Raw genomic sequence first — 25,128 nt, 5'->3', positions numbered from 1 at the left:
GTTCCCAGCATGTCCGGCCAGCTCGAAGGGCGCGTCGCGCTCGTCTCCGGTGCCTCGCGTGGCATCGGCTACCATCTGGCCAAGCAGCTCGCGGCACAGGGCGCGCATGTCGTCGCCGTCGCTCGGACCGTAGGTGGCCTGGAAGAACTCGATGATGAAATTCAGAAGGCCGGAGGCTCCGCGACGCTGGTGCCACTCGACCTGACCGATGGGCCTGGCGTCGACCGTCTGGGCGCCGCGCTGCATGAGCGCTGGGGCAAGCTCGACGTCCTGGTCGTCAATGCCGGTGCGCTGGGAACGCTGAGCCCCATAGGACACATCGAGGCAAAGACGTTCGAGCGCACGATGGCGATCAATGTCACGTCGGCCTGGCGCCTGATCCGCGCTGTCGACCCGTTGCTAAGAGCCTCGGACGCTGGGCGGGCCATCCTCTTGTCATCAGGGGCGGCACATTCCTGTAAGGCCTATTGGGGGCTCTACGCCGCCACCAAGGCTGCCCTTGAGGCATTGGGCCGTTCATGGGCTGCGGAGACGCAGAACCTTTCGCTGCGGGTGAACTCGGTCAATCCGGGCGGAACGCGGACGGCGATGCGGGCGCTGGCCATGCCGGGCGAGGACCCGAACACGCTGCCGACGCCTTCCGACGTCGCCTCGCGGATCCTGCCCCTCGCCTATCCGTCCTGCACGGAGACAGGCCGTCTCTTCGACGTCAGGCAGAACCGGTTCATGACCTATCACATGCCGGACTGACCGGGTTCAGGCCTCGTCGAGACCCGTCGGCAGGCCGTCGATGCTGACCGTGTTCTTCTCCCGGCGATAGGCGACGAGCCCCTCTTCGCCTTTAGCCTCGGCCCATCGGTCGAGGACGGGGCGCTCGCCGACATGCTCGAACAGCGGAACGGCAAAGCCGCATGACGTCTGGACGAGATCGAGATCGATCGTCACGACCTGCCGGGCTCCGACCGGCTCCCCGTTCGGATAGTGTTCGGCCAGAAAGGCCGCATACGCCTCGGAGCCGCGAAAATCGATCCGGGGGCGCCCGTACAGACGCAGGATCTGCGGCGCGCCTTCGAAGGTGCAGAACATCACCGTCGCCCGGCCGCCGGCTTTCGCATGCGCCGCTGTCTCGCTGCCACTACCGGTGAGGTCGAGATAGGCGACCGACAGATCTCCCAGCACATGGAAGTGGGTCGTCGAGCGAGGCGAGATGTTGACGCGACTGTCGCCTGCCGACGATCCGACGAAAAAGATCGCCTGACGGCCCATCATCTCGCGATGCGCGGGCTCGACCCGTTCGAACTGCTTGGCCATATCGAAGGGCGTCCTAGACGCTCGTCCGCCGCTTCTGCGCGCGGTATGAGCGGATGGAGAACGGGATCGTCGCGTAGTAGGCGATCGCCGAGAAGGTCAGTGTTTCCCAGAAGAAGCTGAGAAGAAGGCCGATGTAGAGCACCACGACCAGGACGGCGGGCGCCACATACTCGCGGCGCAGCGGAATGCTGATCGTCTTGCCGGAATAGGTCGGGATATGGCTCGCCATCAGCACGCCGACGACGACGAGGTAGATCGCCGCGGCAGCCGGCGTGATGTCCGGCAGGGCGACGTTCGAGGTAAACCCGAGGTAGACCGGAAACAGCGCGAGGCCGGCCCCGGCCGGCGACGGGATGCCGGTGAAATAGGCGCTCTTCCACGCCGGCTTGTTCGGTTCGTCCAGCATCGTGTTGAAGCGCGCGAGGCGAAGCGCGCAGCCCGAGATGTAGAGAAGCGCGCAGATCCAGCCGAACGATCCGACGTCGTGCAGCGTGTAGGCATAGAGAAGAAGCGCGGGCGCCACCCCGAAATTCACGATGTCGGCAAGCGAATCCATCTCGGCGCCGAACCGGCTTTGTCCGTTCACGAGACGTGCGATGCGCCCATCGATACCGTCGAGAAACGCCGCCCCCAGCACCAGCCCGACGGCCAGTTCGAAGCGGCCCTCGAAGGCGAAGCGGATGCCTGTGACGCCCGCACAGATCGACAGGATCGTGACGAGGTTCGGCAGAATCTGACGGATGGGAATGCGCGAGGATGCGGCGGGCGGCGGTTCGATCGGCTCGACCATCGCCTCAGTCCCGCCGGAAGGTCCAGGCCGGGTGGCCGGCGCCATACTCGGCGATCACGGTCTCGCCTGCGATGGCCTTCTGTCCTTCCGCGACGCGCGGCACGGCGCCGTCCGGCAGATAGACGTCAAGGCGCGAGCCGAAGCGGATGAGGCCGAAACGCTCGCCGGTCTCCAGGTGCTCGCCGGCGCGGGAGAACACGACGATACGGCGGGCGACGGCGCCTGCGATCTGCACAACGCCCACTTCGCCATGTGCGTTGGCGATGACCATGCCGGAACGCTCGTTGACCTCGCTCGCCTTGTCGAGCTCGGCGTTCTTGAAGAGACCTTCTTTGTAGATAATCCGATCGATGCGACCGCGGACCGGGGCCCGGTTCACGTGGCAGTCGAAGACGTTCATGAAGATCGAGATGCGCAGCAGCGGCTCGTCGCCGAGGCCGAGATCGGCCGGCGGACGCACCAGCCCGACCAGCGAGACCTTGCCATCCGCCGGGCTGACCACGAGGTCTTCGCCGACCGGCGTCGTCCGCGCGGGATCGCGGAAGAAGTAGGTGCACCAGACGGTGAGGGCGAAGCCGATCCAGAGCAACGGCTCCCAGAGGAGGCCGAGTAGCACGGAAGCGATGAAGAACCCGGCAATGAACGGATAGCCGGCCCGATGGATCGGAACGAAGACGTTTCGGATCGAGGCGATCATATCCATCGAGGCGGGAATCCTTATCAGTGCCGAAGAAGCGGCCGGCCCCGACACATAGGGGTAAACCGCGTGGGTCTCAACGCCGCCGAGCGCGACCTACTCAACGCTCGCCGGGCGGCGACGCTCGATGACGCCAAGCGCATCCGCCTCGCGGGCGCGACGCAGTGCTTCCTCGGCCTCGCTCGCCTCGCGCTGCATGGTCCACATCTCGGCGTAGAGTCCACCCGCCGCCAGCAGCGCGCGGTGCGATCCGCGCTCAACGATGACGCCTGAGCGCAACACGATGATTTCATCGGCGTCGATGATCGTCGATAGGCGGTGGGCGATCGTCAGCGTCGTGCGCTGCCTCGACACGAGTTGAAGCGCGCTCTGAATCTCCTGCTCGGTATGGGTGTCGAGCGCAGAGGTCGCCTCGTCGAGGACGAGGATCGGCGGGCTCTTCAGGATCGTACGCGCGATCGCGACGCGCTGCTTCTCGCCGCCCGACAGCTTGAGACCGCGCTCGCCGACCATAGTGCCGTAACCGTCCGGCAGCGCCTCGATGAAGTGGGCGACCTGCGCCAGCGCCGCGGCCTGCTTCACCTCATCCTCGGCCGCCTCCGTTCGGCCATAGCGGATATTGTAGGCGATCGTGTCGTTGAAGAGGACCGTGTCCTGCGGGACGATGCCGATGGCCGCGCGCACGCTGGCCTGCCGCACCGACGCGATGTCTTGCCCGTCGATGGTGATGCGGCCGGACTGAACGTCGTAGAAGCGAAAGAGAAGCCGCGAGATCGTCGACTTGCCGGCGCCCGAGGGGCCGACGATGGCCACCGATTTGCCGGCCGGCACCTCGAAGCTCACGCCCTTCAGGATCGGGCGCTCGTGATCGTAGCTGAAATGCACGTCCTCGAAACGGATGGCCCCCTCGCCGACCACGAGGTCCGGCGCACCATCGCGGTCACGCACCTCCTCGCGGATACGCAGGAGGCGGAACATCTCCTCCATGTCGGTCAGCCCCTGCCGGATTTCGCGGTAGACGAAGCCGATGAAGTTGAGCGGCACCGACAGCTGCATGAGCATCGCATTGATGAAGACGAAGTCGCCGAGCGTCTGCGTGCCCGCCCGCACCTCAAGCGCCGACATGACCATCGCGACGCCCATGCCGGCGGAGAAGATGACGCCCTGGCCGAAGTTGAGCCAGCCGAGCGAGGTCCAGGTCTGCGTCGCCGCCTTCTCGTAGCGCGCCATCGAGCGATCGAAACGCTCGGCCTCCATGGTCTCGTTGCCGAAGTACTTCACCGTCTCGAAGTTCAGGAGCGAGTCGATCGCCTTGGTGTTCGCCTCGGTATCGGAATCGTTCATCTCGCGGCGGATCGCGATGCGCCAGTCGCTCGCTTTGATCGTGAACCAGCCGTAGGCGAACACCGTCACCGCGACGACCACGAGATACCGCCAGCCGTAGGCGAAACCGAAGATCGCGGCCGTCAGCGCGAATTCGAGGATCGTCGGCACCGTGTTGAGGATCGTGAAGCGCACGATCGTCTCGATGCCCTTGGTGCCGCGCTCGATGATGCGGCTGAGTCCGCCCGTCCGCCGCTCCAGGTGGAAGCGCAGCGACAGCTGGTGCATATGCACGAATGTCTTGAAGGCGAGAACGCGGACCGCGTGTTGTCCGACGCTGGCAAACAACGAGTCGCGCAACTGGTTGAGCGCGACGGACACGACGCGAGCGACGTTGTAGGCGACGACGAGCGTCACCGCCCCGGTGAGCACGAGCGGTAGCCACTCCTGCGCCGTATGACTTCCGTCGAGGGCATCGGTCGCCCACTTGAAGAAGTACGGAATACCGACCGTCAAAAGCTTGGCGAGCACGAGGTAGAAGCTCGCCCAGACGACGCGGGCTCGCAAGTCGGGCCGTCCTTCCGGCCACATGTAGGGCCAAAGGCTCTTAAGCGTGCGCCACATGACGCGACCTTCGCCGGCGGCGGCGGGCTTGGATGTCTGGGACAAGATCGTGGCGTTCCATCGCGACGGGCGACCGGCCGGTGGCAGCCGCCGTTTTGGAACGCTTCTATCCCTCTACCCCTCGCAGGACCACCCCATCCCGCGCGATGCAAGACCCGCCCCTTCGCGAACAGCGCGTCAACCGCGAGGAGGCTCTCCGACAGTTGCGTCACCGGGGACCCGGAACACCTGTCCCGGATAGATGCGGTTGGGGTCGCGTATCTGGTCGCCGTTGGCGAGGTAGATCACGGTGTATCGGTTGCCACGACCGTAGGTCTCGCGAGAGATCCGCCACAGCGTATCGCCGCGGCGGATGATCACACGAGATGCCGACGCCTCCAGCGGCGCCTGACGAACCGTCGGGGGTTCCGTCGCCGGCGCGCTTCCGCTGGCGGACATTCCATCCGAACCTGCAGCCCCATCTGGCCTCTGCTCGGCGGACGCCATCGAGCCCGCCGCCGTCCCAGCCGCCGTGGTGGGAGATCCAGCCGCGGGTTCGATCTCCGCGGCGTCCGGCGCAGAAGACGCGGAAGCGGCGTCGGCTGAAGCGGCATCGCCGGGCGAGCCGACCGACGCCGCCGTTCCGGCAGAGCGCGGTCCGTCGGCGGCATCAGCCTTGCTGGCTGTGCCCGTCGTGTTTTCCTGTTCCCGCGTAGGCTTTGGTGCCGCGGCGATCGCAGCCATCGAATTTCCATCGGGGCGTTGGAACGGAACCTCGACCCGGCTGACGACGCGTCCAGCCTCGTCGAGCGCATCGACGCGAATGGTGTGCTGGCCAACGGCGACATTGGTGCGGGCGCTCGCGACATATCGTTCGCCGGCGCCGCTTCTGGCTTCCGCGACTGGCTGATCGTCCAGATACACTCGAACGGTCGACCGCTCCTTGGCCGAGCCGGCGATGAACAACCGATCCCCTTCGATCTCGACGGCGTCGACGCCGAGCAGCGTCCCAGTCGCCTCGGAGGGTGTCGGCACGGTCGGCGTGGCCGATTGGGGCGCGACCGCTGCGACCGCGTGCGGCGGCTCCGGATCGTCTCTCGATTCTTCGGCCGCCGAGTTCGTTCCGCTCGGTAAGGCAGCAGCAAGGCCGGCTTCCGCGGGACGCTGAATGATCTCGCTCGCTTCGCCCGGACGCTGCATCATGACCAGCAGTTCTTCCGACTTGCCGGGGGGGGGTACGTTGATCACCGCCGCGTCGTTCGAGACTTTATCGTCGCGCTGAGCTAGCTGAAGGCGGTGGCTTCCCTCCGGCAGGGACAGCGTCATCACGAAGTCGCCGTTGGCGTCCGTGTTGGCTTGCCCGAACGTGCGCGTGCCGTCGGTTAGCGTGATGAGCTCATTGGCAGCTCCCTTGCCGGCGACCACCGTCGAACCATCGCGCTCGACGCGAACCACGTCGAAACCCGGTGCCGGGCTGGAAGCGGATGCGGTTTCAGGTGACTGCGAGCTTGCGGTTGTGCCCGGTGGTTCGGAACCGGCAGCGGACGTCTGCGATGCGGTCTGCTCGCCACTCTCGGACGCGTTGCGCTGGCTCGTCTGACCGGTCGAAGGTACAGGCGCGTCGTCCGCCGCGATTTGCGAGGGTGCCGGCGAGCTCGATGTCGTTCCGGTCGGAATGGCCGGATGGGGCGCGGTCACCGACGTGCCGGTTTCGACCCCGAAGAGGCCGCGATACCAGCCCAAGGCAAATGCAGCGATCACCGCGACCGCCAGAATCGGCCCCTTCCGTCTGATCATCGCGTCGCACATCCTTCCAGTACAAGGTTCGATACAGGCGAACCTATCGCGCGCACTGTCCCGCCACAATGCGATTAGTCGTGCAATTCGAACGGGATGGGCAGTCCGTTGCCGTATGGTAACCAGCACGGCGGTCGTATGGCGCGGCATCCGCTTCGGCCGAGTTTGCCCTTGAACATTGTCGAGGCTTCCGATACTTCCAACCGCGTCGGAGAGGTGGCCGAGTGGTCGAAGGCGCTCCCCTGCTAAGGGAGTATACCGGGAACGGTATCGTGGGTTCGAATCCCATCTTCTCCGCCACATCGACCAGATATCGATGCTCCCAAGTTCCCTTATTTGGACAATACCGACGATCGTGCCATGGCACGAAACATCGTTCTCCTGATTGAAGAAGCGGGCACAAAACCTTCAAAACCACCCTATAGAAGCGTCTCGACTAGCCGGTCCTCGTGCTGGCCGATGCGGAATGTTCGATGCGCAAAAATCTCCTGCCGATCGTCTCGCTTCTGCTCTCCACCTTCTTCCTCATGGCGGGCGCGGGTCTGCAGGGTATCCTCTTGCCGGTCCGCGCATCGCTGGAGGGCTGGAGCCCCTATGAAATCGGCCTGATGGGTACGAGCTACGCGATCGGCTTCACGCTGGGCTGCGTGACCATGCCAACGGTGGTCCGATCGGCCGGGCATGTGCGAAGCTTCTCGGCGCTGGCGGCACTGCTCGCGATCGCGATCCTGATCCACGGCATCGCGGTCGAAACCGCACCCTGGGTCGTCGCGCGCGGCTTCTCGGGATTTGCGCTTGCGGGCGCATACATGGTCATCGAGAGCTGGCTGAACGAGCGCGTCACCAACGAAACGCGCGGGCGCGTCTTCTCGATCTACATGGTGGTCTCCATGGTCGCGATGATCGCAGGCCAGTTCGCCATGCCGCTGGCCGATCCGGCGCTCCCGACCGTCTTCATGATCTGCGCGATCTTCTTCGCGATGGCGGTGATACCGAACGCCCTGTCGCGTGCTCCGAGCCCGAAGCCTCTGACTCAGGTGCGCCTGGACGTCCGCAGCCTCTATCGCAACTCGCCGGCCGCGGTCGCGGGCGTCTTCCTATCCGGCATCCTGTCGGGCGCTTGGATCAACATGGCCCCAGTGCTGGGACAGGACATCGGTCTGTCGACGACGGAAATCTCGACGCTGCTTGTCGCGACCATGGCGGGCGGTGCCATCCTGCAGGTACCGCTCGGACGGCTGTCCGACCGGGTGGACCGTCGCTATGTCCTCGCGTTGTCGGGCGCCATCGGCCTCGGCGCTGCGTTAAGCGCCCTGACGCTCTGGTCGGGCGGTTCGCTCACATTGTTCGCGATAGCCGCCGCGATCGGCGGGGTGATCTATCCCACCTACTCGCTCGCCGTCGCGCACGCCAACGACATCGCCGATCCCAGCGATTTCGTGAAGATCTCGGGCGGGCTTCTGGTGCTCTACGGGTTCGGCACGATCGGCGGCCCGATGTTGGCTGCCTCACTGATGCAGACGTACGGACCGGACGGTATCTTCATCGCGACCGGCGGCGCGCATCTGGCGCTTCTCGTTTACACGCTCGCCCGTATTTCGCTCCGGTCCCCATCGCCCGCGAACCGGAGGCCGGAATTCCAATCCGTGCCTCTGGCGCGTGTTCAGATGCCCGCCTCAGTCACGCTGGACCCACGGGCGGACGCGGCCCTGGAGCGCTAGCGAGCGCCGCTTCCCGGGAGAACGCCGACCCGCAATGCGCTAGGCAGATCGGAGGCGGAACGACGCCCGATCCTTCGACGATCCTCAGTTGATCGCCCGCTGGAGGGCTCGCTTCTCTTCGTACCGGGTGCGTGCATCGCCGACCTCGGAGCGATCGGACACCTCCGGCACGGCGACGTCCCACCAGTGGCCGCCCGCCTCCGTCACGATCAGCGGGTGGGTGTCCACGAGGATCAGGGTCGTGCGAGTGTTGGACTTCGTGCGTTCGAGCGCGGCTTCGAGGTCGGTGATCGAGGCCACCTTCTCGGCTTCCGCTCCCATGGCCCGAGCGTGCGCCACGAAGTCGATGTCGGGCGTGACCTCCTGGCGGCAGTCCTGCAGCAGATTGTTGAAGTTGGCGCCGCCGCAGGCCATCTGCAGGCGATTGATGCAACCGTAGCCCCGGTTGTCGAGCAGCACGATGGTCAGCTTCTGGCCCAGCATGACCGAGGTCGCGAGCTCCGAGTTCATCATCATGTAGGAGCCATCGCCGACCATGACGATGACGTCCTTCTCCGGCCGCGCCATCTTGGCGCCGAGACCCCCGGCGATCTCGTAGCCCATGCAGGAGAAGCCGTACTCCATGTGATAACCGCCGGGCTGGGTTGGCGCCCAGAGCTTGTGGAGTTCGCCGGGAAGACCACCGGCGGCGCAGAGGACGATCGTGTCCTCCGTCCCGCGAGCGCGGGCGACAGCCCCGATGACTTGGGCATCGGACGGCAGTTCGGCGTTGCTGGAAGCCAGCGCCTTGTTGGCCGCCTCGAACCAGCTCGACCGCTCGGCCTTGGCGCGGTCGTCCTGCCCCGTCGCCCGCCAGCCGCCAAGTTCCCGAGAGAGATCCGCAAGTCCCACCCGGGCATCTGCGACGAGCGGGACGCCGCCGTGCTTGACTGCGTCATAGGGGGCGACGTTGAGACCGATGATCTTCAGCTCTTCGGACCGGAAGAGAGCCCAGGATCCGGTCGTGAAATCCTGCAGTCGCGTGCCCACCGCGAGCACCACGTCGGCATCGGCGGCCAGCGCATTGGCCGCGCTCGTGCCGGTCACGCCGACCGAACCGAGCGACAACTCGCTCCGCTCGTCGATCGCGGATTTGCCGGCCTGCGTGACCGCAACGGGCACGCGATAGCGCTCGGCAAAGGCGGCGAGTTCGGCTGTGGCTTCCGAATAGAGAACGCCGCCGCCAGCGATGATCATAGGTTTCTTTGCAGCCCGAAGCAGCGCGACGGCGCTGGCGAGTTCGTCCTGGTCGGGACGCGGGCGACGGAAGGCCCATACTTTCTCGGCGAAAAGAGCCTTCGGGAAGTCGTACGCCTCGGCCTGAACGTCCTGGCAGAGAGAGAGGGTCACGGGCCCGCAATCCACCGGATCGGTCAGGACCTGCATGGTCCGCTGAAGCGCCGGAATCAGCTGCTCGGGACGCTGGATGCGATCGAAGTAGCGCGATACCGGGCGGAAGCAGTCGGATGCCGAAACGCTGCCGTCTCCGAAATCCTCGATCTGCTGGAGGACCGGGTCCGGCAGACGGCTGGCGAAGACGTCGCCGGGAAGGAACAGGACCGGCAGCCTGTTGACGTGGGCGACACCAGCGGCCGTGACGAGATTGAGTGCACCCGGCCCGATGGAGGTCGTGCAGGCCATGAAGCGACGGCGGAAGCTGGCCTTGGCGAAGGCGATCGCGGCATGGGCCATGCCTTGCTCGTTGTGGGCGCGGTAGGTTGGAAAGTCGTCCTTCACCGCCTGCAATGCTTCACCCATCCCCGCGACGTTGCCGTGGCCGAAGATCGCCCAGCAGCCCGCGAAGATCGGAAGCGTCTCCCCGTCGATGACCGTCTTCTGCGCCATCATGAAGCGCACGAGGGCTTGGGAAGTCGTCAGTCGAACCGTGTTCGCCGTCATCTCGCTCGTCCTCCGCCTGCTGTCCGGATCGTCTCTCCAACCGGTCGGGACAGACTCTAAATTCGTCGCTCTTTGAAAGGTCGGTCGGGCGCCAAACCCAAGGTCAGCCCTTGCGCCCGCCGTATGGTCCCGTCAGCATAGAGGAAGAAGACCGATCGTCCGGATGAGTCGCGGTCGAGGTCACCTTTCTTCCGACTAGACCAGCCCGTATCGAAATAGAACTTCTACGCCGAAACATCGGTGCCTAGAACTTCTATTTCGCATGGACGGGTTGTGTCAACGCGCGAACGGTGGCCTAGTGTCATCCGATGCCCTGCTGGTCACGGACCTTCAGGATGGTGAAAGGTCGTCCTGATGCCGTCTTCCGTCGACGCCAGACTAGTCGGCGCCACGTCGCCGGGGACGTATGCTGAACTCCGGGACCGCCTGGCAGGCGGCTCGATCAAACTGCCCCGGCGCCTGCAGCAGGTTGCGGCCTACGCGCTGGCCCATCCCGACGACGTCGCGCTCGGAACAGTCGCCAAGATCGCGGAGGATGCCGGCGTCCAGCCTTCGGCGCTCATCCGGTTCGCCCAGACGCTCGGCTTTTCCGGATTTACGGATCTGCAGGCGGTCTTTCGCGAGCGCCTGCTCAGCCAGGTGACGAACTACGACGAGCGCCTGATGTCGCTTCGCGCGACCGGAGGCGAGACGTCCAAGGCAGGCATGCTGCTGGACGGCCTCTGCAAGAGTGCAACCCAATCGATCGGGCAGTTGCATGCGCGTATCGACATCGACAGCGTTGAGCGGGCTACAAGGATCCTGGCCGACGCGGAGACGATCTATCTCGTGGCGCAACGTCGGTCCTTCCCGATCACGTCCTATCTCAGCTATGCGTTGGGCAAGCTCGGCATCCGCAACATCCTGATCGGCTCCGCCGTCGGCACCGACCCGGAAACCATCTCCTTCGCGACCCCGCGGGATGCCGCGCTCGCGATCTCCTTCACCCCCTATGCGCCTGCCACGATCGCTCACACGCGAGAACTGGGGGATGCAGGCGTCCCGCTGGTCGTCATCACCGACAGCCCCTTCAGCCCCCTCGCCTCGGACTCTCGGATCTGGTTCGAAGTGGTGGAGACGGACTTCCAGGGCTTCCGCTCCCTGTCCGCCAGCATGGCCCTCGCGATGACTCTTGCCCTTGGGGTCGCCGACCGACGCCAGGGTTGAGACGTTCGCCTGTTTGCCCTGCTGGTCGGGACGAGACAAACAATTCAGAATGATAATTCCAAATAGACAAGAAATGGATTTCGTGCTTCAATACGGCGGATCGTGAAGCGCGGCCAGTGCCGCGGCTCGCTTGCCGCAAATGCCGCGCCGCGGCCAGGAGGGCCCATGTCCACATCGCTCGATGTCGTCACCATCGGCCGCTGCTCGGTTGATCTCTACGGCCAGCAGATCGGATCGCGGCTGGAAGACATTGCCACCTTCGCCAAGTCGGTGGGCGGCTGCCCCGCCAACATCGCCATCGGCACGGCGCGGCTTGGTCTGAAGTCCGCGCTTCTGTCTCGGGTCGGGGCGGAGCAGATGGGTGGCTTCGTTCGCGAGCAGTTGGCGCGCGAGGGCGTGGAGACGAGCGGCGTCGCGGTCGATCCGGAGCGGTTGACCGCGCTCGTGCTACTCGCGGTCGAAGACGAAGGCGTCTCGCCGATGATCTTCTATCGCTCGGACTGCGCCGACATGGCGCTCGACGAGGCCGACGTCAGCGAGGACCTGATCGCCTCGACCGCTTCCATCGTCGTGACCGGCACGCATTTCTCCAAGCCGAACACGGAGGCCGCGCAGCGCAAGGCAATCCGTCTTGCCAAGGCTCACGGCGCGAAGGTCGTCTTCGATGTCGACTATCGGCCCAACCTCTGGGGCCTCGGCGGACACGCCGCAGGGTTCGAGCGTTATGTCGCCTCGGATGCGGTGTCCAAGAAGCTGCAGACGATCCTGCCGGACTGCGATCTTGTGGTCGGCACCGAGGAAGAGATGATGATTGCCGGCGGGGTCGGCGATCCCTTGGGCGCCCTGAAGGCCATCCGCGCCGTTTCCTCGGCCACGCTGGTCCTGAAGCGCGGCGCGATGGGATGCATCATCTTCGACGGCCCCATCGACAGTCTCGACGACGGCATCGCCGGGCGCGGATTTCCGATCGAAGTCTTCAACGTCCTGGGTGCGGGCGACGCCTTCATGTCCGGTCTTCTGGCTGGCTGGTTGCGGGGCAAGAGCCACGCCGAGTGTGCCACGATGGCCAATGCCTGCGGGGCCTTCGCCGTCTCGCGCCTCCTCTGCTCGCCGGAATACCCGACCATCGCCGAGCTCGATGCGTTTCTCGCCAAGGACAAGATCAAGCGTCGCCTGCGCAAGGACGAGGATCTCAACCACATCCATTGGGCGACGACCCGTCGCGCAGCGCCGGAGCAGCTTGTGGCGCTTGCCTGCGACCATCGCATGCAGCTGGAAGAAATGGCCGATGCCGCCGGCGCTCCGCGCGAGCGCATCGAGGACTTCAAGGTCCTGACCGTCGAGGCTGCGTCGCGCGTCGCGGGCGACCGGCCCGGCTTCGGCATGTTGCTGGACGGGACCTACGGCCAGAAGGCCCTCTACAAGGCGAATGCCAAAGGGTTCTGGATCGGACGCCCGGTAGAGGAGCCCGGATCGCGGCCGCTCGACTTCGATCACATGCCCGACCTTGGGAGTCACCTTCAGGAGTGGCCGGTCAACCAGGTGGTGAAGTGCCTCTGCTTCTACCACCCGGACGACCAGGCCGAACTGAAGCAGCGACAGGAGCGCGAACTCCTGCGACTGGCGGACGCCGCACGCACCGTCGGCCGCGAGTTCCTGGTCGAGATCATTGCCGGAAAACACGGCCCCCTCGAAGAGGACACGGTCGCCTCCGTCATCCGGCGTCTCTATGATCTCGGCATCAAGCCCGACTGGTGGAAGCTTGAGCCCCAGCGCAACGCGGCCGCGTGGCAGCGGATCGAGACGGCGATCAGCGAGAACGACCCCTATTGCCGCGGGATCGTGCTTCTCGGGCTCGACGCGCCGGAAGCGGAACTCTTCGAGGCCTTCCGGGCGGTATCCGAAGCGCACCTCGTGAAGGGCTTCGCGGTCGGCCGCACGATCTTCGCAGACGCCGCCCGGCACTGGCTGAGGGGCGAGATCGACGACGAGACAGCGATCGCGGACATGGCCCGGCGCTTCGGGGCGCTGGTCTCGTCTTGGAATGCGACCCGGCCGGCCATCGCCGCCTAAGCCGGACGATTCGACACATCGGGAGACACTGAAGATGATCCGTATCGGCGCCAACCCGATCTGCTGGAGCAACGACGATCGGCAGGACATCGGAGGCCACATCAGCCTCGAGCAATGCCTGTCCGAGGCGAGCGCCATCGGCATCGAGGGAATGGAACTCGGTCACAAGTTCCCCAAGAATGCCGAGGCGCTGAAGGCGAAGCTCGCCGAGCACGGCATGGTGTTCGTGGGCGGATGGTATTCGACCTTCCTTCTCGAGCGCGATGCGGACGCCGAGTTCGCCGCAGCCAAGGATCACATCGCTCTGATCAAGGGCGCGGGAACCGACATCTTCATCGTCTGCGAGTGCACCGGAACCGTTCACGGGAACGAGGCAGCGCCTCTCAGCCAGCGGCCGGTCCTCTCGGACAAGCAGTGGGAGACGCTCCTGCCGCGGATGACGCGGTTTGCCGAGCTTCTGAAAGGCGAAGGGCTGAAAATCGCCTACCACCACCATATGGGCACGGTGATCCAGACCGGAGAGGAGATCGACCGCCTGATGGGCGGGACGGGCGACGCCTTCACGCTGCTCCTCGACACCGGCCATGCCGCATGGGCCGGCGCCGATCCCGCCGATCTGGCCGAGCGCTACCGCGACCGGATCGTCCATTTCCATGCCAAGGATGTTCGCCCCGGCGTCGCGCGCCAATCCAATGCCGAGGACTGGAGCTTCCTCACCTCCGTTCTGGCGGGCGTCTACACGGTTCCGGGCGATGGCTCGGTCGACTACGTTTCGGTTCTCCGGCAGCTCCCCGACTACGATGGATGGGTCGTGATCGAGGCCGAGCAGGACCCTGAGAAAGCCCATCCCGCCACCTACGTGAAGATGGGTCGCGACAACCTCGAACGCTTCCTGGCGGAAGCCGGATCGAAGCGCTGAAGGAAGGCGAGAGCGATGTCGAAACTTCTCGTGAAGCCGAGCGGCGAGACCGGCTGCGTCATCGACGTGACGCCTGAGAGCGCCGGCTGGACCTATGTCGGATTTGCCCTCCACAAGCTGAAGCCCGGTGAGCGCATCGTCGGCGGGGACGCGGATCGCGAAGCCTGTCTCGTATTGGTTTCGGGCAAAGCATCGATCACCGCCGGCGAGAGCAACTTCGGCTCGGTCGGACGACGCATGTCGCCGTTCGACGGCAAGCCGTCCTCGGTCTACGTTCCGGCCGGGATGGACTGGTCGGCAACGGCGGAAACCGAAGTCGAACTGGCCGTCTGCACCGCGCCGGGCACCGCAGGGGCCCGTCCGCCGCGCCTGATCGCGGAAGACGACAACGGGCAGGAAGTGCGCGGCAAGGGGTCGAACGTCCGGCACGTCACCAACATCCTACCGGAGACCGCCGAGGCCGACGGGCTGCTGGTGGTCGAGGTCGTGACCCCCGCCGGCAACACGTCGAGCTATCCGCCGCATCGTCATGACGAGGACGATCTGCCGCGTCAGTCTTCGCTGGAGGAAACCTACTACCATCGGCTCAACCCGCCTCAGGGCTTCGCCTTCCAGCGCGTCTACACCGACGCCGACGCGTCAGGCCGCCGGGAACTGGACGAGGCGATGGCGGTGGAAGACGGCAACACGACGCTGGTCCCCAAGGGCTATCATCCCTGCGCGACAATCCATGGCTACGATCTCTACTACCTCAACGTGATGGCCGGTCCACGCCGGCAATGGCGCTTCCACAACGCACCCGAACACGAGTGGCTGCTGAAGGCCTGACACCGTCCGATATCTTCGGCATCGATTTTGCGAGGGGCGCTATCGCGGCGCCCCTTTCGTATGTCGATTTCCCTCTTCGAGCGAAGGGCTCGAAGGGGTCAGGCCACGGTGATCGATGGGATACGCCCGCTGCGAAGCGACCACGCGAGTTCGTCGGCAGCGCCGATCATCAGGGGACGCCCGAGCAGGAAGCCCTGCGCTGTCCCGCAGCCGAGAGCCTGCAGGCTTGCCAGCTGATCCTCTTTCTCGATTCCCTCCGCCGTCGTGTCGATGCTGAGTTCACGGGCCATCGACACGACAGCGCGAACGATGGCAGCTGAACCCGCATCACTTTGGGACGCCGCGATGAAACTGCGATCGATCTTGATTCGGTCCACCTTGAATTCGCGCAAATGGGCGAGAGACGAGTAGCCGGTACCGAAGTCGTCCATCGCGATCCGAACGCCGATGGCGCGCAGGCCCGCGAGAACGACGGCTAGATGCTCGCTGTTCTCGACGATGGCAGTCTCGGTGATTTCCAGCTCGATGCGCGAGGCCGGAAGGGCATAACGTCGAAGCGCCTGATCGATCTGCGTTGCCAGGAGGGCCGAGCGAAGCTGCACCGCCGACACGTTGATCGACATGTAGAGCTCGTCCGGCCACTGCGAGGCCTGATGGCAAGCCTGATCGATCACCCAGGCGCCGATCGCCGAGATGAGCCCGCATTCCTCGGCGACCGGGATGAACTCGGCCGGACTGACGAGGCCACGCTCGGGGTGGCGCCAGCGTACCAGCGCCTCGAAACCCTTGAGCCGTCGGTCCGGCAGGCTGAAAAGCGGCTGATACCAGAGTTCCAGCTGGTTCGACGCGATCGCTTCGGAGAGATCGCGCTCAAAGTCGCGGCGCCTCGCCTCCTCCTCCAGCATGCCGTCACGATAGATGTCGAAGCGGCCCCTGCCCGCTTTCTTGGCGGAGTAGAGGGCGAGGTCGGCCTTCCGTTGCACGGTCGACGGGTCGTCGTCCGGGCGGCTGGTCGCGATGCCGACGCTCGCACCGATGATCACGACGTCCGACCCGGTTTCGATCGGACGCGACAGCGAGGCCACGAGTTCGGCCGCAAGCCCCTCGGCGCGCGTCTCGCCGGAGGCACTGAGCACCGCGAGTTCGTCGCCGCCGAGCCGGAACGCCTGCTCACCAGGCACCAAGAGGCTCTCGATACGCGACGAGACCTCTCGCAGCACCACGTCGCCGGTCGCGTGGCCCAGGCGGTCGTTGACGTCCTTGAAGCGATCGAGGTCGATCATCAGCATGGTGAGCGAGCCAGACCCCATCAGTTCCTCGATGGACTGCGCAAACATGCGGCGGTTCTTCAAGCCGGTGAGCGCGTCGTGAAAGGCCATGTGAGCGATCGTCTTCTGGCCGTTCCGAGCTTCCGTCACGTCCTCGTAGGTGAGGATCGCACCGCCTCGTCCGACTGGCTGGCAGCAGACATGAAGGATGAGGCCGTCATCGAAATGATGTTCGAGGCGCTTCACGCGCCCTTCGCGCATCCAGGCCTGATGGTTCTCGATCACCCGCGCAACCCGGTCGGATCCCCACCCGGCCTTGGCCCCGATCGCGCCGACATAGGCCTGAAGCGTCATGCCAAGCCGAAGGTCGTTCGTTTCGAGACGAAAGAGCGAGCGCACTCGTTCGTTGACGAGCGTGACATGTCCCGACGGGGATATCATCGTCAGGCCGTTCGACATGTTGGCCAGCGCGTCCGCAGCCGTCGCGCGGGCGCTGTTGTCGATAAAGCCGCTCGCAAAACCGGCCGAAACGATGGCCAAGCCGACGCAGGTCACGGCAAACGCCAGTGCATTGAGAGCTTCCGGATTGGAGAAGGACCCCTCGATCGCCATCGGCGTGACCTGGAAGGCGGTCATGCCGGTAAAATGAAGACCGATGATCGACAGGAAGAACAGGCCCGCACTGCCGTAAAAACGCGTCGCCTCCCCCTTGCCACGCATCGCCACATGCAGCGAAGCGCCAGCGAGAACGCAGGAGATCGCGATGGATGCGAACAGGAAATCAAGCTTCCATTCGACGATGCCCTGCACGCGATAGGCGAGCATGCCGACATAGTGCATGACGACAATCGACAGGCCGACCATCGCCCCGCCCAACGCTGGTGCTGCACGCCCGCGGGCTGTCGCGATCAGGAAGCCCACCCCGGACCCCACCATCGCGGCCAGCATGGAAATGATCGTGAGCACAGGATCGAAGCCGACGGGCAGCCCTGGCTCATAGCCGAGCATGGCGACGAAGTGTGTGCACCAGATCGAAGCCCCGGTGATGAAGGCGGTAAGGACGAGCCAGGCGCACCGCTCCGTGGACCTCGATGCAGCTGCTCGGAGGAACAGACGGACCATCGCCCAGGAACCGGCCGCGCAGATGACGGCGGCCATGAGCACGAGCCAGAGATCGTGCTCCACCACGATACAATTCAAAACCGTCATCATGGCTTGGCTCGTCAATACAGCATCGAATAGCACCCAATAACTACAGCGTGTAATTCGGGTCTCGTTCTTTCAGGCTAGCTTGCGAGTGTTGATGCATTCTGACGCCGGTGACGGGTTTTTTATCAGCGTGCCGTCGAACGCGGCTTTCCGCGCGGATATCCACGGAAAGGCGGAGCGTCAGAACAGCGCAGGTCCATGGGAACTCGCTCTCAGACAGTCGCCGTCCGCGATTTCCGGCTTGGCAGCGTCATGGCGATGACGCTGACCACCACGAGCGCCATGCCCATCCAGGCCGTCGGCTGCGGCAATTCCCCAAGGAAAACCATCCCGATGCCGACGCCGATCGGAACCCGAAGATAGGCTTGCGCCGTCACGCCGACCGTGCCGATACGCTTCAGAAGATAGAAGTAGAGTGTGAAGGCGAGTGCCGTCGAGAAGACGGAAAGCGCAACAAGCGCGCTCAACGACGACGCCGTCGGAGCGAGTGTCCAAGGGCGATCGACGATCAAGCTGACGGGCATCAGAATCACCGATCCCATGAGGAGCGAGCCTGCCGCCGGCATCATCGGGTCGAGGTCTCGGAACGTCCGTCCGAACGTCACCGCAGCACCATAGGCCATCGCGGCGATGATGATCGCGAGCTGCGCGGTCAACTGCTGGCTGGCGCCCTGAAGCGCGGATGGGCCAACGACGAGGCAGATGCCGACGAGGCCTGCCGCGACCCCAAGGGCCTTGCGGGTGCTGACAACCTCGTGCCGCGTGATCCCCCAGTTGATCAGAAAGGCGAAGACCGGGGTCAGGGAGTTCAGGATCGTCGCGAGCCCCGCATCGACGAACTGCGTCCCCCACGCCACCAGCACGAAGGGAACCACCGAATTCAGGCAGGCCTGGACGAAGAAGCGGCCGAGGTTGCGGCGATCCAGCGGAAGACGCAGGCCGCGCAGGTGCAGAACCACGAGAATCAGGGAGCCTGCGATGAGCGTGCGCGTCGCGATCAGTGTGATCGGGGGTATGGTCTCCACCGCGATCTTGATGAACGTGTAGGAAGCACCCCAAAGCGTCGCCAACACCAGAAGGAGGCCGAGGCTGACGGCAAGGGGAGGTTGCGGGTCCGCCATGAAGGCCGTCTCCTGGGGCATCAGGAGGCTTCCATCCCGAGCTCCATCACCTCTCTCCTGACGGATGACGCCATCCAAGGCAAGCGGGCACGCCGCGTCGGCGCAGTCCGCCCTTGCACCTGCGAGTGCGTCGCGGCATGTCGACGACTAGGAACCACCGACCCAACGGAACCCGCATGGCCACCCAAGCCGCCTGGAATCATCCTGTCCCACGCATCGAAGCGTCGGAGCGCCGGCGGCGGCTGGATCGTCTGCGGGCAGAACTGGACGAAGCCGGCATCGAAGCTCTTCTCCTCGGCTCCACCGAAAGCCTTCGCTATTTCACCGGCCTCGTCTGGCATGGCAGCGAACGGTTCTGCGGCGCGCTGGTGACCCGCGACACCCTGCGATACGTCGTGCCGGGCTTCGAGTGTTCGCGCGTGGAAACGTTGCCGCGGCTGGAGGGCGACATCGTCGCCTGGCAGGAGGAAGAGGAACCCGCAGAGCTCATCTCCGCCATGCTGTCGTCAGGTGGGACGTTGGCACTGGACGAGCAGTTGCCCCTGTTCCAGTATCACCGTCTGGCCCGGGCTTTCGGTGCGGAGCGGCTTCGTGACGGCGGGCCGATCGTCTCCCGCCTGCGCATGCGCAAGTCCCCCACGGAGATCGCGCTGATCCAGCATGCGATGAACCTGACGCTCGGTGTTCACGAGCGTGTCCGGGCGGATATGCAGCCCGGCATCGCGGCATCCGAGGTCGTCGCCTTCATCGATGCCGAGCATCGTCGGCTTGGAGCCGACAACGGCTCCACCTTTGCGATCGTCTCGTTCGGTGCCGCCACCGCCTTGCCCCACGGCGCGGATGGAGAACAGACGTTGCGGGATGGCGATGTGATCCTTGTCGACACCGGTTGCCGTCTGGATGGCTATCATTCCGACCTGACGCGCACTTACGTGATGGGCGAACCGGAAGCCGACGTCGCGCGCACCTGGCGGATCGAGCGCGAGGCGCAGGACGCCGTGTTTGAGGCCGCCCAGGTCGGGGCTTCCTGCGCATCGCTCGACGACGCGGCGCGGAAGGTTCTCGGACGGCACGGGCTCGGGCCGGACTATCGACTTCCCGGACTACCCCATCGCGCCGGCCATGGACTGGGCCTCGAGATCCACGAGGCGCCCTACATCGTTCGCGGCAACGACACAGTTCTCGAGCCCGGCATGTGCTTCTCGGTCGAACCGATGATCGTGGTCCCGGACCGTTTCGGCATTCGCCTTGAGGATCATGTGTACATGACCGAAACGGGTCCCCGGTGGTTCACGAAGCCGGACGACAGTCCGACGGCACGTCGTTAGACGCCGGACCGAGAAACGCTCCGGCTCTACGTTTTTTCCGCGTGCGCAGCGGTCTTCTGGAGCAGGAGCGCGACGAGCGCCGTCCAGCCGGTCTGGTGGCTGGCGCCGAGCCCCAGTCCCGTGTCGCCGTGGAAGAACTCGTTGAACTGGATCAGTTCGACATCGTCCGCCCCTCCGCGAGGGGCCGGACCGCCGAGCGCCGGGCGCGTCCCATCCTCATGTCGGGCGAACAGAGCGCAGACACGCGTCGAAAGCTCGTCGGCAATCTGCGTCAGCGTCGCCATGCGGCCGGAGCCCGTCGGGCACTCCTGGCCGAACTCGTCGCCATAGAAGCGGGCGAACTCGCGGATGGACTCGACGAGCATGAGGTTGAGCGGCATCCAGACCGGCCCGCGCCAGTTGGAATTGCCGCCGAACATGCCGGAGGTCGAGACGGCGGGCTCGTAGCGCACCTCGAAACGCGTCCCGTCGCGTTCCATGGCGAACGGAGCGTCCCTATGGGCCTTCGACAGAGAGCGAACGCCGAAGGGGGACAAGAACTCGTTCTGGTCCAGCATGCGGGCGAGCAGCCTCGACATGCGCTGTCTGCGCAGAAGCGACAGGAGGAAGCGCGCGTCCTTTCCGGGTTCGGCGAACCGCGAAACCTGCATGGTGAGATCCGGGCGATGACGCAGCATCCAGTCGAGCCGGCGGGCAAAGTCGGGGTATCGCTCCGCTAGTCCGGCATCGAGCACCTCGACCGCGCAAAGCGGTATCAGTCCGACGAGCGAGCGCACCCGCAGCGTCGCCTCGGAGCCATCCGGCAGGATCAGGGCGTCGTAGAAAAAGCCATCCTCGTCGTCCCACAGGCCCCGTCCCTCGCCGCTGTCCTTGTCCGCCTCGGAGGCGCCGACATGGGTCATGGCCGAAGCGATGACGAGGAAATGCTCGAAGAACTTCGAGGCGATGTCCTCGTAGACCGCGTCCGCGTCGGCCAGTTCCAGCGCCATGCGCATGAGGTTCAGCGCGTACATGGCCATCCAGGCCGTCGCGTCCGCCTGTTCGAGCATGCCACCGCCCGGGATCGGCTGCGAACGATCGAAGACGCCGACATTGTCGAGCCCGAGGAAGCCGCCCTGGAAGAGGTTGCGCCCCTGTGAATCCTTCTGGTTCACCCAATAGGTGAAATTGATCATCAGCTTGTGGAACAGCCGTTCGAGGAAGTCTCGATCGGGCGTACCGGTGAGCGCGGCATCCATGCGGTACACGCGCAGGGCGGCAAAGGCTTGGATGGGTGGATTGGCGTCGCCGAAGTTCCATTCGTAGGCTGGAAGCTGGCCGTTCGGATGCATGTACCAGTCACGTGTAAGCAGCAGCAGCTGCCGCTTGGCGAGCGTGGGGTCGACGATGGCCGCCGCCATGGCATGAGAGGCAAGATCCCAGGACGCGAACCATGGATACTCCCACGTGTCCGGCATCAGGATCACGTCAGCCGCATCGAGATGCGTCCAATCGGCGTTGCGTCCGTCGAGGCGCGTCGCAGGCGGTGCCGGCTCGGACGGGTCGCCATCCAGCCAGCGCTTCACGTCGTAGCGGTAGACCTGCTTCGACCACAGGAGGCCCGCCAGCGCCCGTCGCTGAACCAACCGCGCGTCCGCGTCGTCGATCGCCGCCTGCAGGACGGCGAAGAACGCGTCGCATTCCTCCCGGCGCTCAGCGAACGTCCGCTCGATCGTAGCCTCGTCGAGCCGCTCGGCATCATTGGGCGCGAAGCGATACCGCAGAACGACGTGGCCCCCGGTGGGAATGTCATGGACCGAGAGGGCGGCGCATTTCGTGCCAGCGGTTGGCAACGGGGCAACACGCCCGCCGACGATATGGTCGTTGATCGCGTCCTTGAACGCGCCTTCGGTTGACGCCCCATCGAGCCGACGGATGTTGGTTTCGTTCTCGCAGAACAGCCAGTCCGCCGGCTGAAGCGCCGAAAGCCGCATATGACCGAGCTGCGGATGGGAGGCGATCACCGAGCCACCGTCCGCCGGCCCGATCGAGGGTTTGGGCGCAGCGGGTTCCCAGCTCCACGTATTGCGGGCAACGAGTTGCGGGAGGACGTGGAGGACGGCGCCTTCCGGCCCGCGGTTCACCACGGTCACGCGCATCAGGATGTCGTTCGGAGCGGCTTTGGCGTAGTCGACCTGAACATCGAAGAAGCGGTCGTCGGCCAGGACACCGGTGTCCGACAGTTCGTATTCCGGTGCCACGGTTCCGCGTCTTCGTCCGTTCTCCGCCACGAGGTCCTCGTAAGGGAACCGCCTTTGCGGATATCGGTAGAGCATCGACTGCCAGGCATGGCTCGGCATCGCATCGAGATGCCACCACAACTCCTTCACGTCCTCACCGTGATTGCCCTCCGCATTGGTCAGCCCGAAGAGGCGCTCCTTCAGGATCGGATCCACCCCGTTCCACAAGGCGAGCGACAGGCACCAGGTCTGATCGGCGTCGCAGAACCCGGCGATGCCGTCCTCCCCCCAGCGATAGCTGCGCGATCGTGCGTGATCGTGTGGAAGATATGACCACGCGTCGCCGTCCGCGCTGTAGTCCTCGCGGACCGTGCCCCATTGGCGCTCCGCCATATAGGGGCCCCACCTGCGCCACGCGTCCTGTTCGGGACCATGGATTCGCTGGCCTTCGGCGGTTTCGAGGAGCGGCGAACGCTCCGCCTCGCTCATCCCGCCTTCGTCCCGTCGGCCATCCGCCGCCCGGCCTTGGCATCGGGCTGCGGCTGAAGACTGGCCCAGGCGCGGCCGTCCCGCGCCAACAGGGCATCGGCGGACGCAGGTCCAGCGCTACCGGCAGCATAGAGCTCCGGCTCGCCCGTCTTCCAGGCCTCCAGCACGGGCTCGACCGAGACCCACGGCGCCTCGATGGCGTCGGCCCGCTGGAAGAGCGACGCGTCGCCCATCATGCAGGCGTAGAGCAGCGACTCGTAGCCGATGTTCGGCACGTGTTCGAAGAAGTCGTCGTGCATGAAGGTCTCGGCAACCGGGGCCAGCGCCATGCCGGGTCCCGGCGCCTTGATCTGGAAGTCCGTCCGCAGGCCCTTGTCGCCATCGATATGAAGCGACAGCCGGTTCGCCTCGGGCTGCCCGCCGAAGATCGAATGCGCGGACGGCTTGAACTGGAGCACGATCTCCGTCCGGTGCGCGGAGAGGCGCTTGCCCGTTCGCAGGTAGAACGGCACGCCCTGCCACCGCGGTGTCGCGATCTCGAGGCGAAGAGCGGCATAGGTCTCGATCGGGCTGTTCGGATCGACGCCGGGCTCCTCGCGGTAGCCGACGCGCGGTGCGCCGTTGACGGTGCCGGCCGCGTACTGGCCACGCACCATGTCCAGCGGCTTCACCGGCTGGACCGCGGCGAGAACCCTTCCCTTGGCATCGCGAACCGCACGCTCGCCGAGATCCTTCGGCGGCTCCATCGCGACCATCGCCAGAACCTGGAAAAGGTGGTTCGGCACCATGTCTCGCAACGCACCGGTGCGCTCGTAAAAGCTGCCGCGGCCCTCGACGCCGAGAACCTCCGCCGCGGTAATCTGTACGTGGTCGAGGTGTTCGGCCGACCACAGCGGCTCGAAGATCCGGTTCGCGAAGCGTAGGGCCATGATCGCCTGGACCGTTTCCTTCCCGAGGAAATGGTCGATCCGATAGATCTGGTGCTCCTGCGCCCAGCCGAGGATCTTGGCGTCGAGGGCGCGTGCGGAGGCGAGGTCATCGCCGAACGGCTTCTCGACGACGAGGCGGCGGAAGTCACCCGCGTTCTCCTGCAGGAGATCGGCCTTTCCAAGCCCGTCGGCGATGGGACCGAAGAACCGTCCCGCCACCGCGCAATAGAAGATCGCGCTTCCGTGCACTCGCGCCGCGAGAGCCTGATAGGTCGCGTCCTGCGTCACGTCGCCGTGCTGGTAGCTCAGGCGACCGGAGAGATCGCGCCATACGTCCTCCCGGATGGAGCCCGCGTTGAATTCGGCCGCTGGGTCCGCCGCCATCTGATGCAACGCGTCATAGAGGTTCTGGCGCCAGGTCTCATCGGTCAGTTCGGCACGGTCGATGCCGATGATACGAAAGTCTGGATCGAGAACGCCGGAAACCATGAGGTCGTAGATCGAGGGAACCAGCAACCGCTTCACCAGATCCCCGGCGGCGCCGAACAGGACGAGCGTACAGGCTGGGGCGACGGCGGGTGCGGTCATGGGGGGTTCCAAGCGATTCGGACGATGCACGGCTTGCTGCGAGACGACAGGTCGCACATCGTTGCGACAGGCTGAAGGGAGTTGGGAGCCTCGCGAGCGCTGTAAACACGCAAGCACGCAAGATTCTCGCGTCGACCCTGTCGCGGACGACCACAGACGGCCTCCGGGAAATGCCAAAGACAGAAGCCTCGCCCGGACCGTTTGTCCACGTATCCCGCGCGGATCGCTCGTGCTATCGAGGTCGAGAGGATTTTCGGGGAGCGATCGGACGGTGACGGCGCAGCGCAGGGTTTGGGCAGACTGGGTCGTGCGCATCGTCGCACTGCTCTTCGTCGTCCATGGCGCGCTGCTGGCCTTGTCCCAGGGCGCCAACGCCGACAGCGTGCGGCGGGACCAGTTCGGCAACGTCCTCTGTCTTGCCAGCGCCGAGATCGGGCACGCAGGCCACGATCGCCCGGCCCAAGACCATGCACAGGTCATGGCATGCTGCACGCTCGCCTGCGGCATGTTCGCGGGTCTGATTGATCCGGTCGTCGTAGCGCCGCTGGCCACCCCGTGGGGGCTCATCGTCGCGGCCCCGAGGTTCCGCAGTTACGTTGATGTCCTGCCCGGCATTGCGGAAACGCCACGCAACGCGCGTGGACCACCGAAAGCCGTCTGAGACCGCTTTCCGCCTTGAGCCATCATCGTATTTCCCTCGCGCCGCCCCTTGCGGGCCGGCCAGAACGGCGTGGATGGCTCATGCCTGGCCCATCGGCCAAGGCCAACGTC

General features: G+C 65.3%; 18 protein-coding genes and 1 tRNA gene. 9 read left to right on the top strand and 10 right to left on the bottom strand.

Annotated elements, in window-relative coordinates; translation table 11 throughout:
- The first annotated feature begins 9 nt into the window (after positions 1 to 9).
- Positions 10 to 750, top strand: coding sequence for an SDR family NAD(P)-dependent oxidoreductase (locus ACLNGM_RS13945; protein WP_416355386.1), 741 nt, complete (start codon positions 10 to 12; stop codon positions 748 to 750).
- Positions 751 to 756: 6 nt separating this feature from the next.
- Here the strand turns inward: ACLNGM_RS13945 and ACLNGM_RS13940 are convergent, their stop codons facing one another.
- The 5 genes from ACLNGM_RS13940 to ACLNGM_RS13920 all read right to left on the bottom strand — a co-directional run bounded on the left by ACLNGM_RS13940 (position 757) and on the right by ACLNGM_RS13920 (position 6,533).
- Positions 757 to 1,311 carry a pyridoxamine 5'-phosphate oxidase family protein gene (locus ACLNGM_RS13940; protein ID WP_416355385.1) on the bottom strand — a complete coding sequence of 185 codons (555 nt, stop codon included), beginning with the start codon at positions 1,309 to 1,311 and terminating at the stop codon, positions 757 to 759.
- A 13-nt stretch (positions 1,312 to 1,324) separates the two neighbouring features.
- Positions 1,325 to 2,101: a CDP-diacylglycerol--serine O-phosphatidyltransferase gene (pssA, locus tag ACLNGM_RS13935; protein WP_416355384.1), complete on the bottom strand. Its 777-nt coding sequence runs from the start codon at positions 2,099 to 2,101 to the stop codon at positions 1,325 to 1,327.
- A 4-nt stretch (positions 2,102 to 2,105) separates the two neighbouring features.
- Entirely contained in the window at positions 2,106 to 2,804 is a 699-nt protein-coding gene (locus ACLNGM_RS13930) for a phosphatidylserine decarboxylase (RefSeq protein ID WP_416355383.1), read from the bottom strand.
- A 90-nt stretch (positions 2,805 to 2,894) separates the two neighbouring features.
- Entirely contained in the window at positions 2,895 to 4,745 is a 1,851-nt protein-coding gene (locus ACLNGM_RS13925) for an ABCB family ABC transporter ATP-binding protein/permease (RefSeq protein WP_416358450.1), read from the bottom strand.
- 177 nt (positions 4,746 to 4,922) lie between these two features.
- Positions 4,923 to 6,533 (bottom strand): LysM peptidoglycan-binding domain-containing protein, encoded by a 1,611-nt coding sequence (locus tag ACLNGM_RS13920; RefSeq protein WP_416355382.1) that lies wholly within the window; start codon positions 6,531 to 6,533, stop codon positions 4,923 to 4,925.
- A 198-nt stretch (positions 6,534 to 6,731) separates the two neighbouring features.
- Between ACLNGM_RS13920 and ACLNGM_RS13915 the strand changes: the two genes are divergently transcribed.
- A tRNA-Ser gene (locus ACLNGM_RS13915) sits at positions 6,732 to 6,821 on the top strand.
- A 173-nt stretch (positions 6,822 to 6,994) separates the two neighbouring features.
- On the top strand, positions 6,995 to 8,242 hold the full coding sequence (locus ACLNGM_RS13910; protein WP_416355381.1) for an MFS transporter: 1,248 nt from the start codon (positions 6,995 to 6,997) through the stop codon (positions 8,240 to 8,242).
- Positions 8,243 to 8,326: 84 nt separating this feature from the next.
- On the opposite strand, the gene iolD is transcribed toward ACLNGM_RS13910, so the two are convergent.
- Positions 8,327 to 10,180: a 3D-(3,5/4)-trihydroxycyclohexane-1,2-dione acylhydrolase (decyclizing) gene (gene iolD, locus ACLNGM_RS13905; protein WP_416355380.1), complete on the bottom strand. Its 1,854-nt coding sequence runs from the start codon at positions 10,178 to 10,180 to the stop codon at positions 8,327 to 8,329.
- A 354-nt stretch (positions 10,181 to 10,534) separates the two neighbouring features.
- Here iolD and ACLNGM_RS13900 point away from each other — a divergent pair, with 354 nt between their 5' ends.
- The 4 genes from ACLNGM_RS13900 (at position 10,535) to iolB (ending at position 15,206) form a co-directional block, all read left to right on the top strand.
- Positions 10,535 to 11,386, top strand: coding sequence for a MurR/RpiR family transcriptional regulator (locus ACLNGM_RS13900; RefSeq protein WP_416355379.1), 852 nt, complete (start codon positions 10,535 to 10,537; stop codon positions 11,384 to 11,386).
- Positions 11,387 to 11,551: 165 nt separating this feature from the next.
- The gene (locus ACLNGM_RS13895) at positions 11,552 to 13,459 is read left to right on the top strand and encodes a bifunctional 5-dehydro-2-deoxygluconokinase/5-dehydro-2-deoxyphosphogluconate aldolase (protein ID WP_416355378.1); all 1,908 of its coding nucleotides are present in this window, start codon (positions 11,552 to 11,554) and stop codon (positions 13,457 to 13,459) included.
- A gap of 34 nt (positions 13,460 to 13,493) precedes the next feature.
- Positions 13,494 to 14,378 carry a myo-inosose-2 dehydratase gene (gene iolE, locus ACLNGM_RS13890; RefSeq protein ID WP_416355377.1) on the top strand — a complete coding sequence of 295 codons (885 nt, stop codon included), beginning with the start codon at positions 13,494 to 13,496 and terminating at the stop codon, positions 14,376 to 14,378.
- Positions 14,379 to 14,393: 15 nt separating this feature from the next.
- Positions 14,394 to 15,206 (top strand): 5-deoxy-glucuronate isomerase, encoded by an 813-nt coding sequence (gene iolB, locus ACLNGM_RS13885; protein WP_416355376.1) that lies wholly within the window; start codon positions 14,394 to 14,396, stop codon positions 15,204 to 15,206.
- A gap of 98 nt (positions 15,207 to 15,304) precedes the next feature.
- Here the strand turns inward: iolB and ACLNGM_RS13880 are convergent, their stop codons facing one another.
- Entirely contained in the window at positions 15,305 to 17,686 is a 2,382-nt protein-coding gene (locus ACLNGM_RS13880; RefSeq protein WP_416355375.1) for an EAL domain-containing protein, read from the bottom strand.
- Positions 17,687 to 17,895: 209 nt separating this feature from the next.
- Complete coding sequence (locus tag ACLNGM_RS13875) at positions 17,896 to 18,825, bottom strand: DMT family transporter (protein ID WP_416355374.1); 930 nt, start codon at positions 18,823 to 18,825, stop codon at positions 17,896 to 17,898.
- 155 nt (positions 18,826 to 18,980) lie between these two features.
- Here ACLNGM_RS13875 and ACLNGM_RS13870 point away from each other — a divergent pair, with 155 nt between their 5' ends.
- Positions 18,981 to 20,132, top strand: coding sequence for a M24 family metallopeptidase (locus ACLNGM_RS13870; RefSeq protein ID WP_416355373.1), 1,152 nt, complete (start codon positions 18,981 to 18,983; stop codon positions 20,130 to 20,132).
- A 26-nt stretch (positions 20,133 to 20,158) separates the two neighbouring features.
- On the opposite strand, the gene ACLNGM_RS13865 is transcribed toward ACLNGM_RS13870, so the two are convergent.
- Entirely contained in the window at positions 20,159 to 22,840 is a 2,682-nt protein-coding gene (locus ACLNGM_RS13865; RefSeq protein WP_416355372.1) for an MGH1-like glycoside hydrolase domain-containing protein, read from the bottom strand.
- Positions 22,837 to 24,357 (bottom strand): glucose-6-phosphate dehydrogenase, encoded by a 1,521-nt coding sequence (gene zwf / locus ACLNGM_RS13860; RefSeq protein ID WP_416355371.1) that lies wholly within the window; start codon positions 24,355 to 24,357, stop codon positions 22,837 to 22,839. The genes ACLNGM_RS13865 and zwf overlap by 4 nt, the downstream gene beginning before the upstream one ends.
- Positions 24,358 to 24,628: 271 nt before the next feature.
- Here zwf and ACLNGM_RS13855 point away from each other — a divergent pair, with 271 nt between their 5' ends.
- Positions 24,629 to 25,018: a hypothetical protein gene (locus tag ACLNGM_RS13855; protein ID WP_416355370.1), complete on the top strand. Its 390-nt coding sequence runs from the start codon at positions 24,629 to 24,631 to the stop codon at positions 25,016 to 25,018.
- Positions 25,019 to 25,128: the final 110 nt, after the last annotated feature.

Source organism: Aureimonas phyllosphaerae, assembly GCF_047943035.1.
Lineage (GTDB): Bacteria > Pseudomonadota > Alphaproteobacteria > Rhizobiales > Rhizobiaceae > Aureimonas > Aureimonas phyllosphaerae.
The sequence above is the reverse complement of the archived record's forward strand: the minus strand, read 5'-3'. Positions and strand labels throughout refer to the sequence as shown.

What these genes read in the sequence shown, in the direction of transcription:
- ACLNGM_RS13920 (WP_416355382.1), bottom strand. Translation starts at nt 6,533, where the DNA reads ATGTGCGACGCGATGATCAGACGGAAGGGGCCGATTCTGGCGGTCGCG.
- iolD (WP_416355380.1), bottom strand. Translation starts at nt 10,180, where the DNA reads ATGACGGCGAACACGGTTCGACTGACGACTTCCCAAGCCCTCGTGCGC.
- ACLNGM_RS13940 (WP_416355385.1), bottom strand. Translation starts at nt 1,311, where the DNA reads ATGGCCAAGCAGTTCGAACGGGTCGAGCCCGCGCATCGCGAGATGATG.
- iolB (WP_416355376.1), top strand. Translation starts at nt 14,394, where the DNA reads ATGTCGAAACTTCTCGTGAAGCCGAGCGGCGAGACCGGCTGCGTCATC.
- ACLNGM_RS13875 (WP_416355374.1), bottom strand. Translation starts at nt 18,825, where the DNA reads ATGCCCCAGGAGACGGCCTTCATGGCGGACCCGCAACCTCCCCTTGCC.
- ACLNGM_RS13865 (WP_416355372.1), bottom strand. Translation starts at nt 22,840, where the DNA reads ATGAGCGAGGCGGAGCGTTCGCCGCTCCTCGAAACCGCCGAAGGCCAG.
- ACLNGM_RS13930 (WP_416355383.1), bottom strand. Translation starts at nt 2,804, where the DNA reads ATGGATATGATCGCCTCGATCCGAAACGTCTTCGTTCCGATCCATCGG.
- ACLNGM_RS13945 (WP_416355386.1), top strand. Translation starts at nt 10, where the DNA reads ATGTCCGGCCAGCTCGAAGGGCGCGTCGCGCTCGTCTCCGGTGCCTCG.
- iolE (WP_416355377.1), top strand. Translation starts at nt 13,494, where the DNA reads ATGATCCGTATCGGCGCCAACCCGATCTGCTGGAGCAACGACGATCGG.
- ACLNGM_RS13895 (WP_416355378.1), top strand. Translation starts at nt 11,552, where the DNA reads ATGTCCACATCGCTCGATGTCGTCACCATCGGCCGCTGCTCGGTTGAT.
- ACLNGM_RS13900 (WP_416355379.1), top strand. Translation starts at nt 10,535, where the DNA reads ATGCCGTCTTCCGTCGACGCCAGACTAGTCGGCGCCACGTCGCCGGGG.
- ACLNGM_RS13910 (WP_416355381.1), top strand. Translation starts at nt 6,995, where the DNA reads ATGCGCAAAAATCTCCTGCCGATCGTCTCGCTTCTGCTCTCCACCTTC.
- ACLNGM_RS13870 (WP_416355373.1), top strand. Translation starts at nt 18,981, where the DNA reads ATGGCCACCCAAGCCGCCTGGAATCATCCTGTCCCACGCATCGAAGCG.
- pssA (WP_416355384.1), bottom strand. Translation starts at nt 2,101, where the DNA reads ATGGTCGAGCCGATCGAACCGCCGCCCGCCGCATCCTCGCGCATTCCC.
- zwf (WP_416355371.1), bottom strand. Translation starts at nt 24,357, where the DNA reads ATGACCGCACCCGCCGTCGCCCCAGCCTGTACGCTCGTCCTGTTCGGC.
- ACLNGM_RS13925 (WP_416358450.1), bottom strand. Translation starts at nt 4,745, where the DNA reads ATGTGGCGCACGCTTAAGAGCCTTTGGCCCTACATGTGGCCGGAAGGA.
- ACLNGM_RS13880 (WP_416355375.1), bottom strand. Translation starts at nt 17,686, where the DNA reads ATGATGACGGTTTTGAATTGTATCGTGGTGGAGCACGATCTCTGGCTC.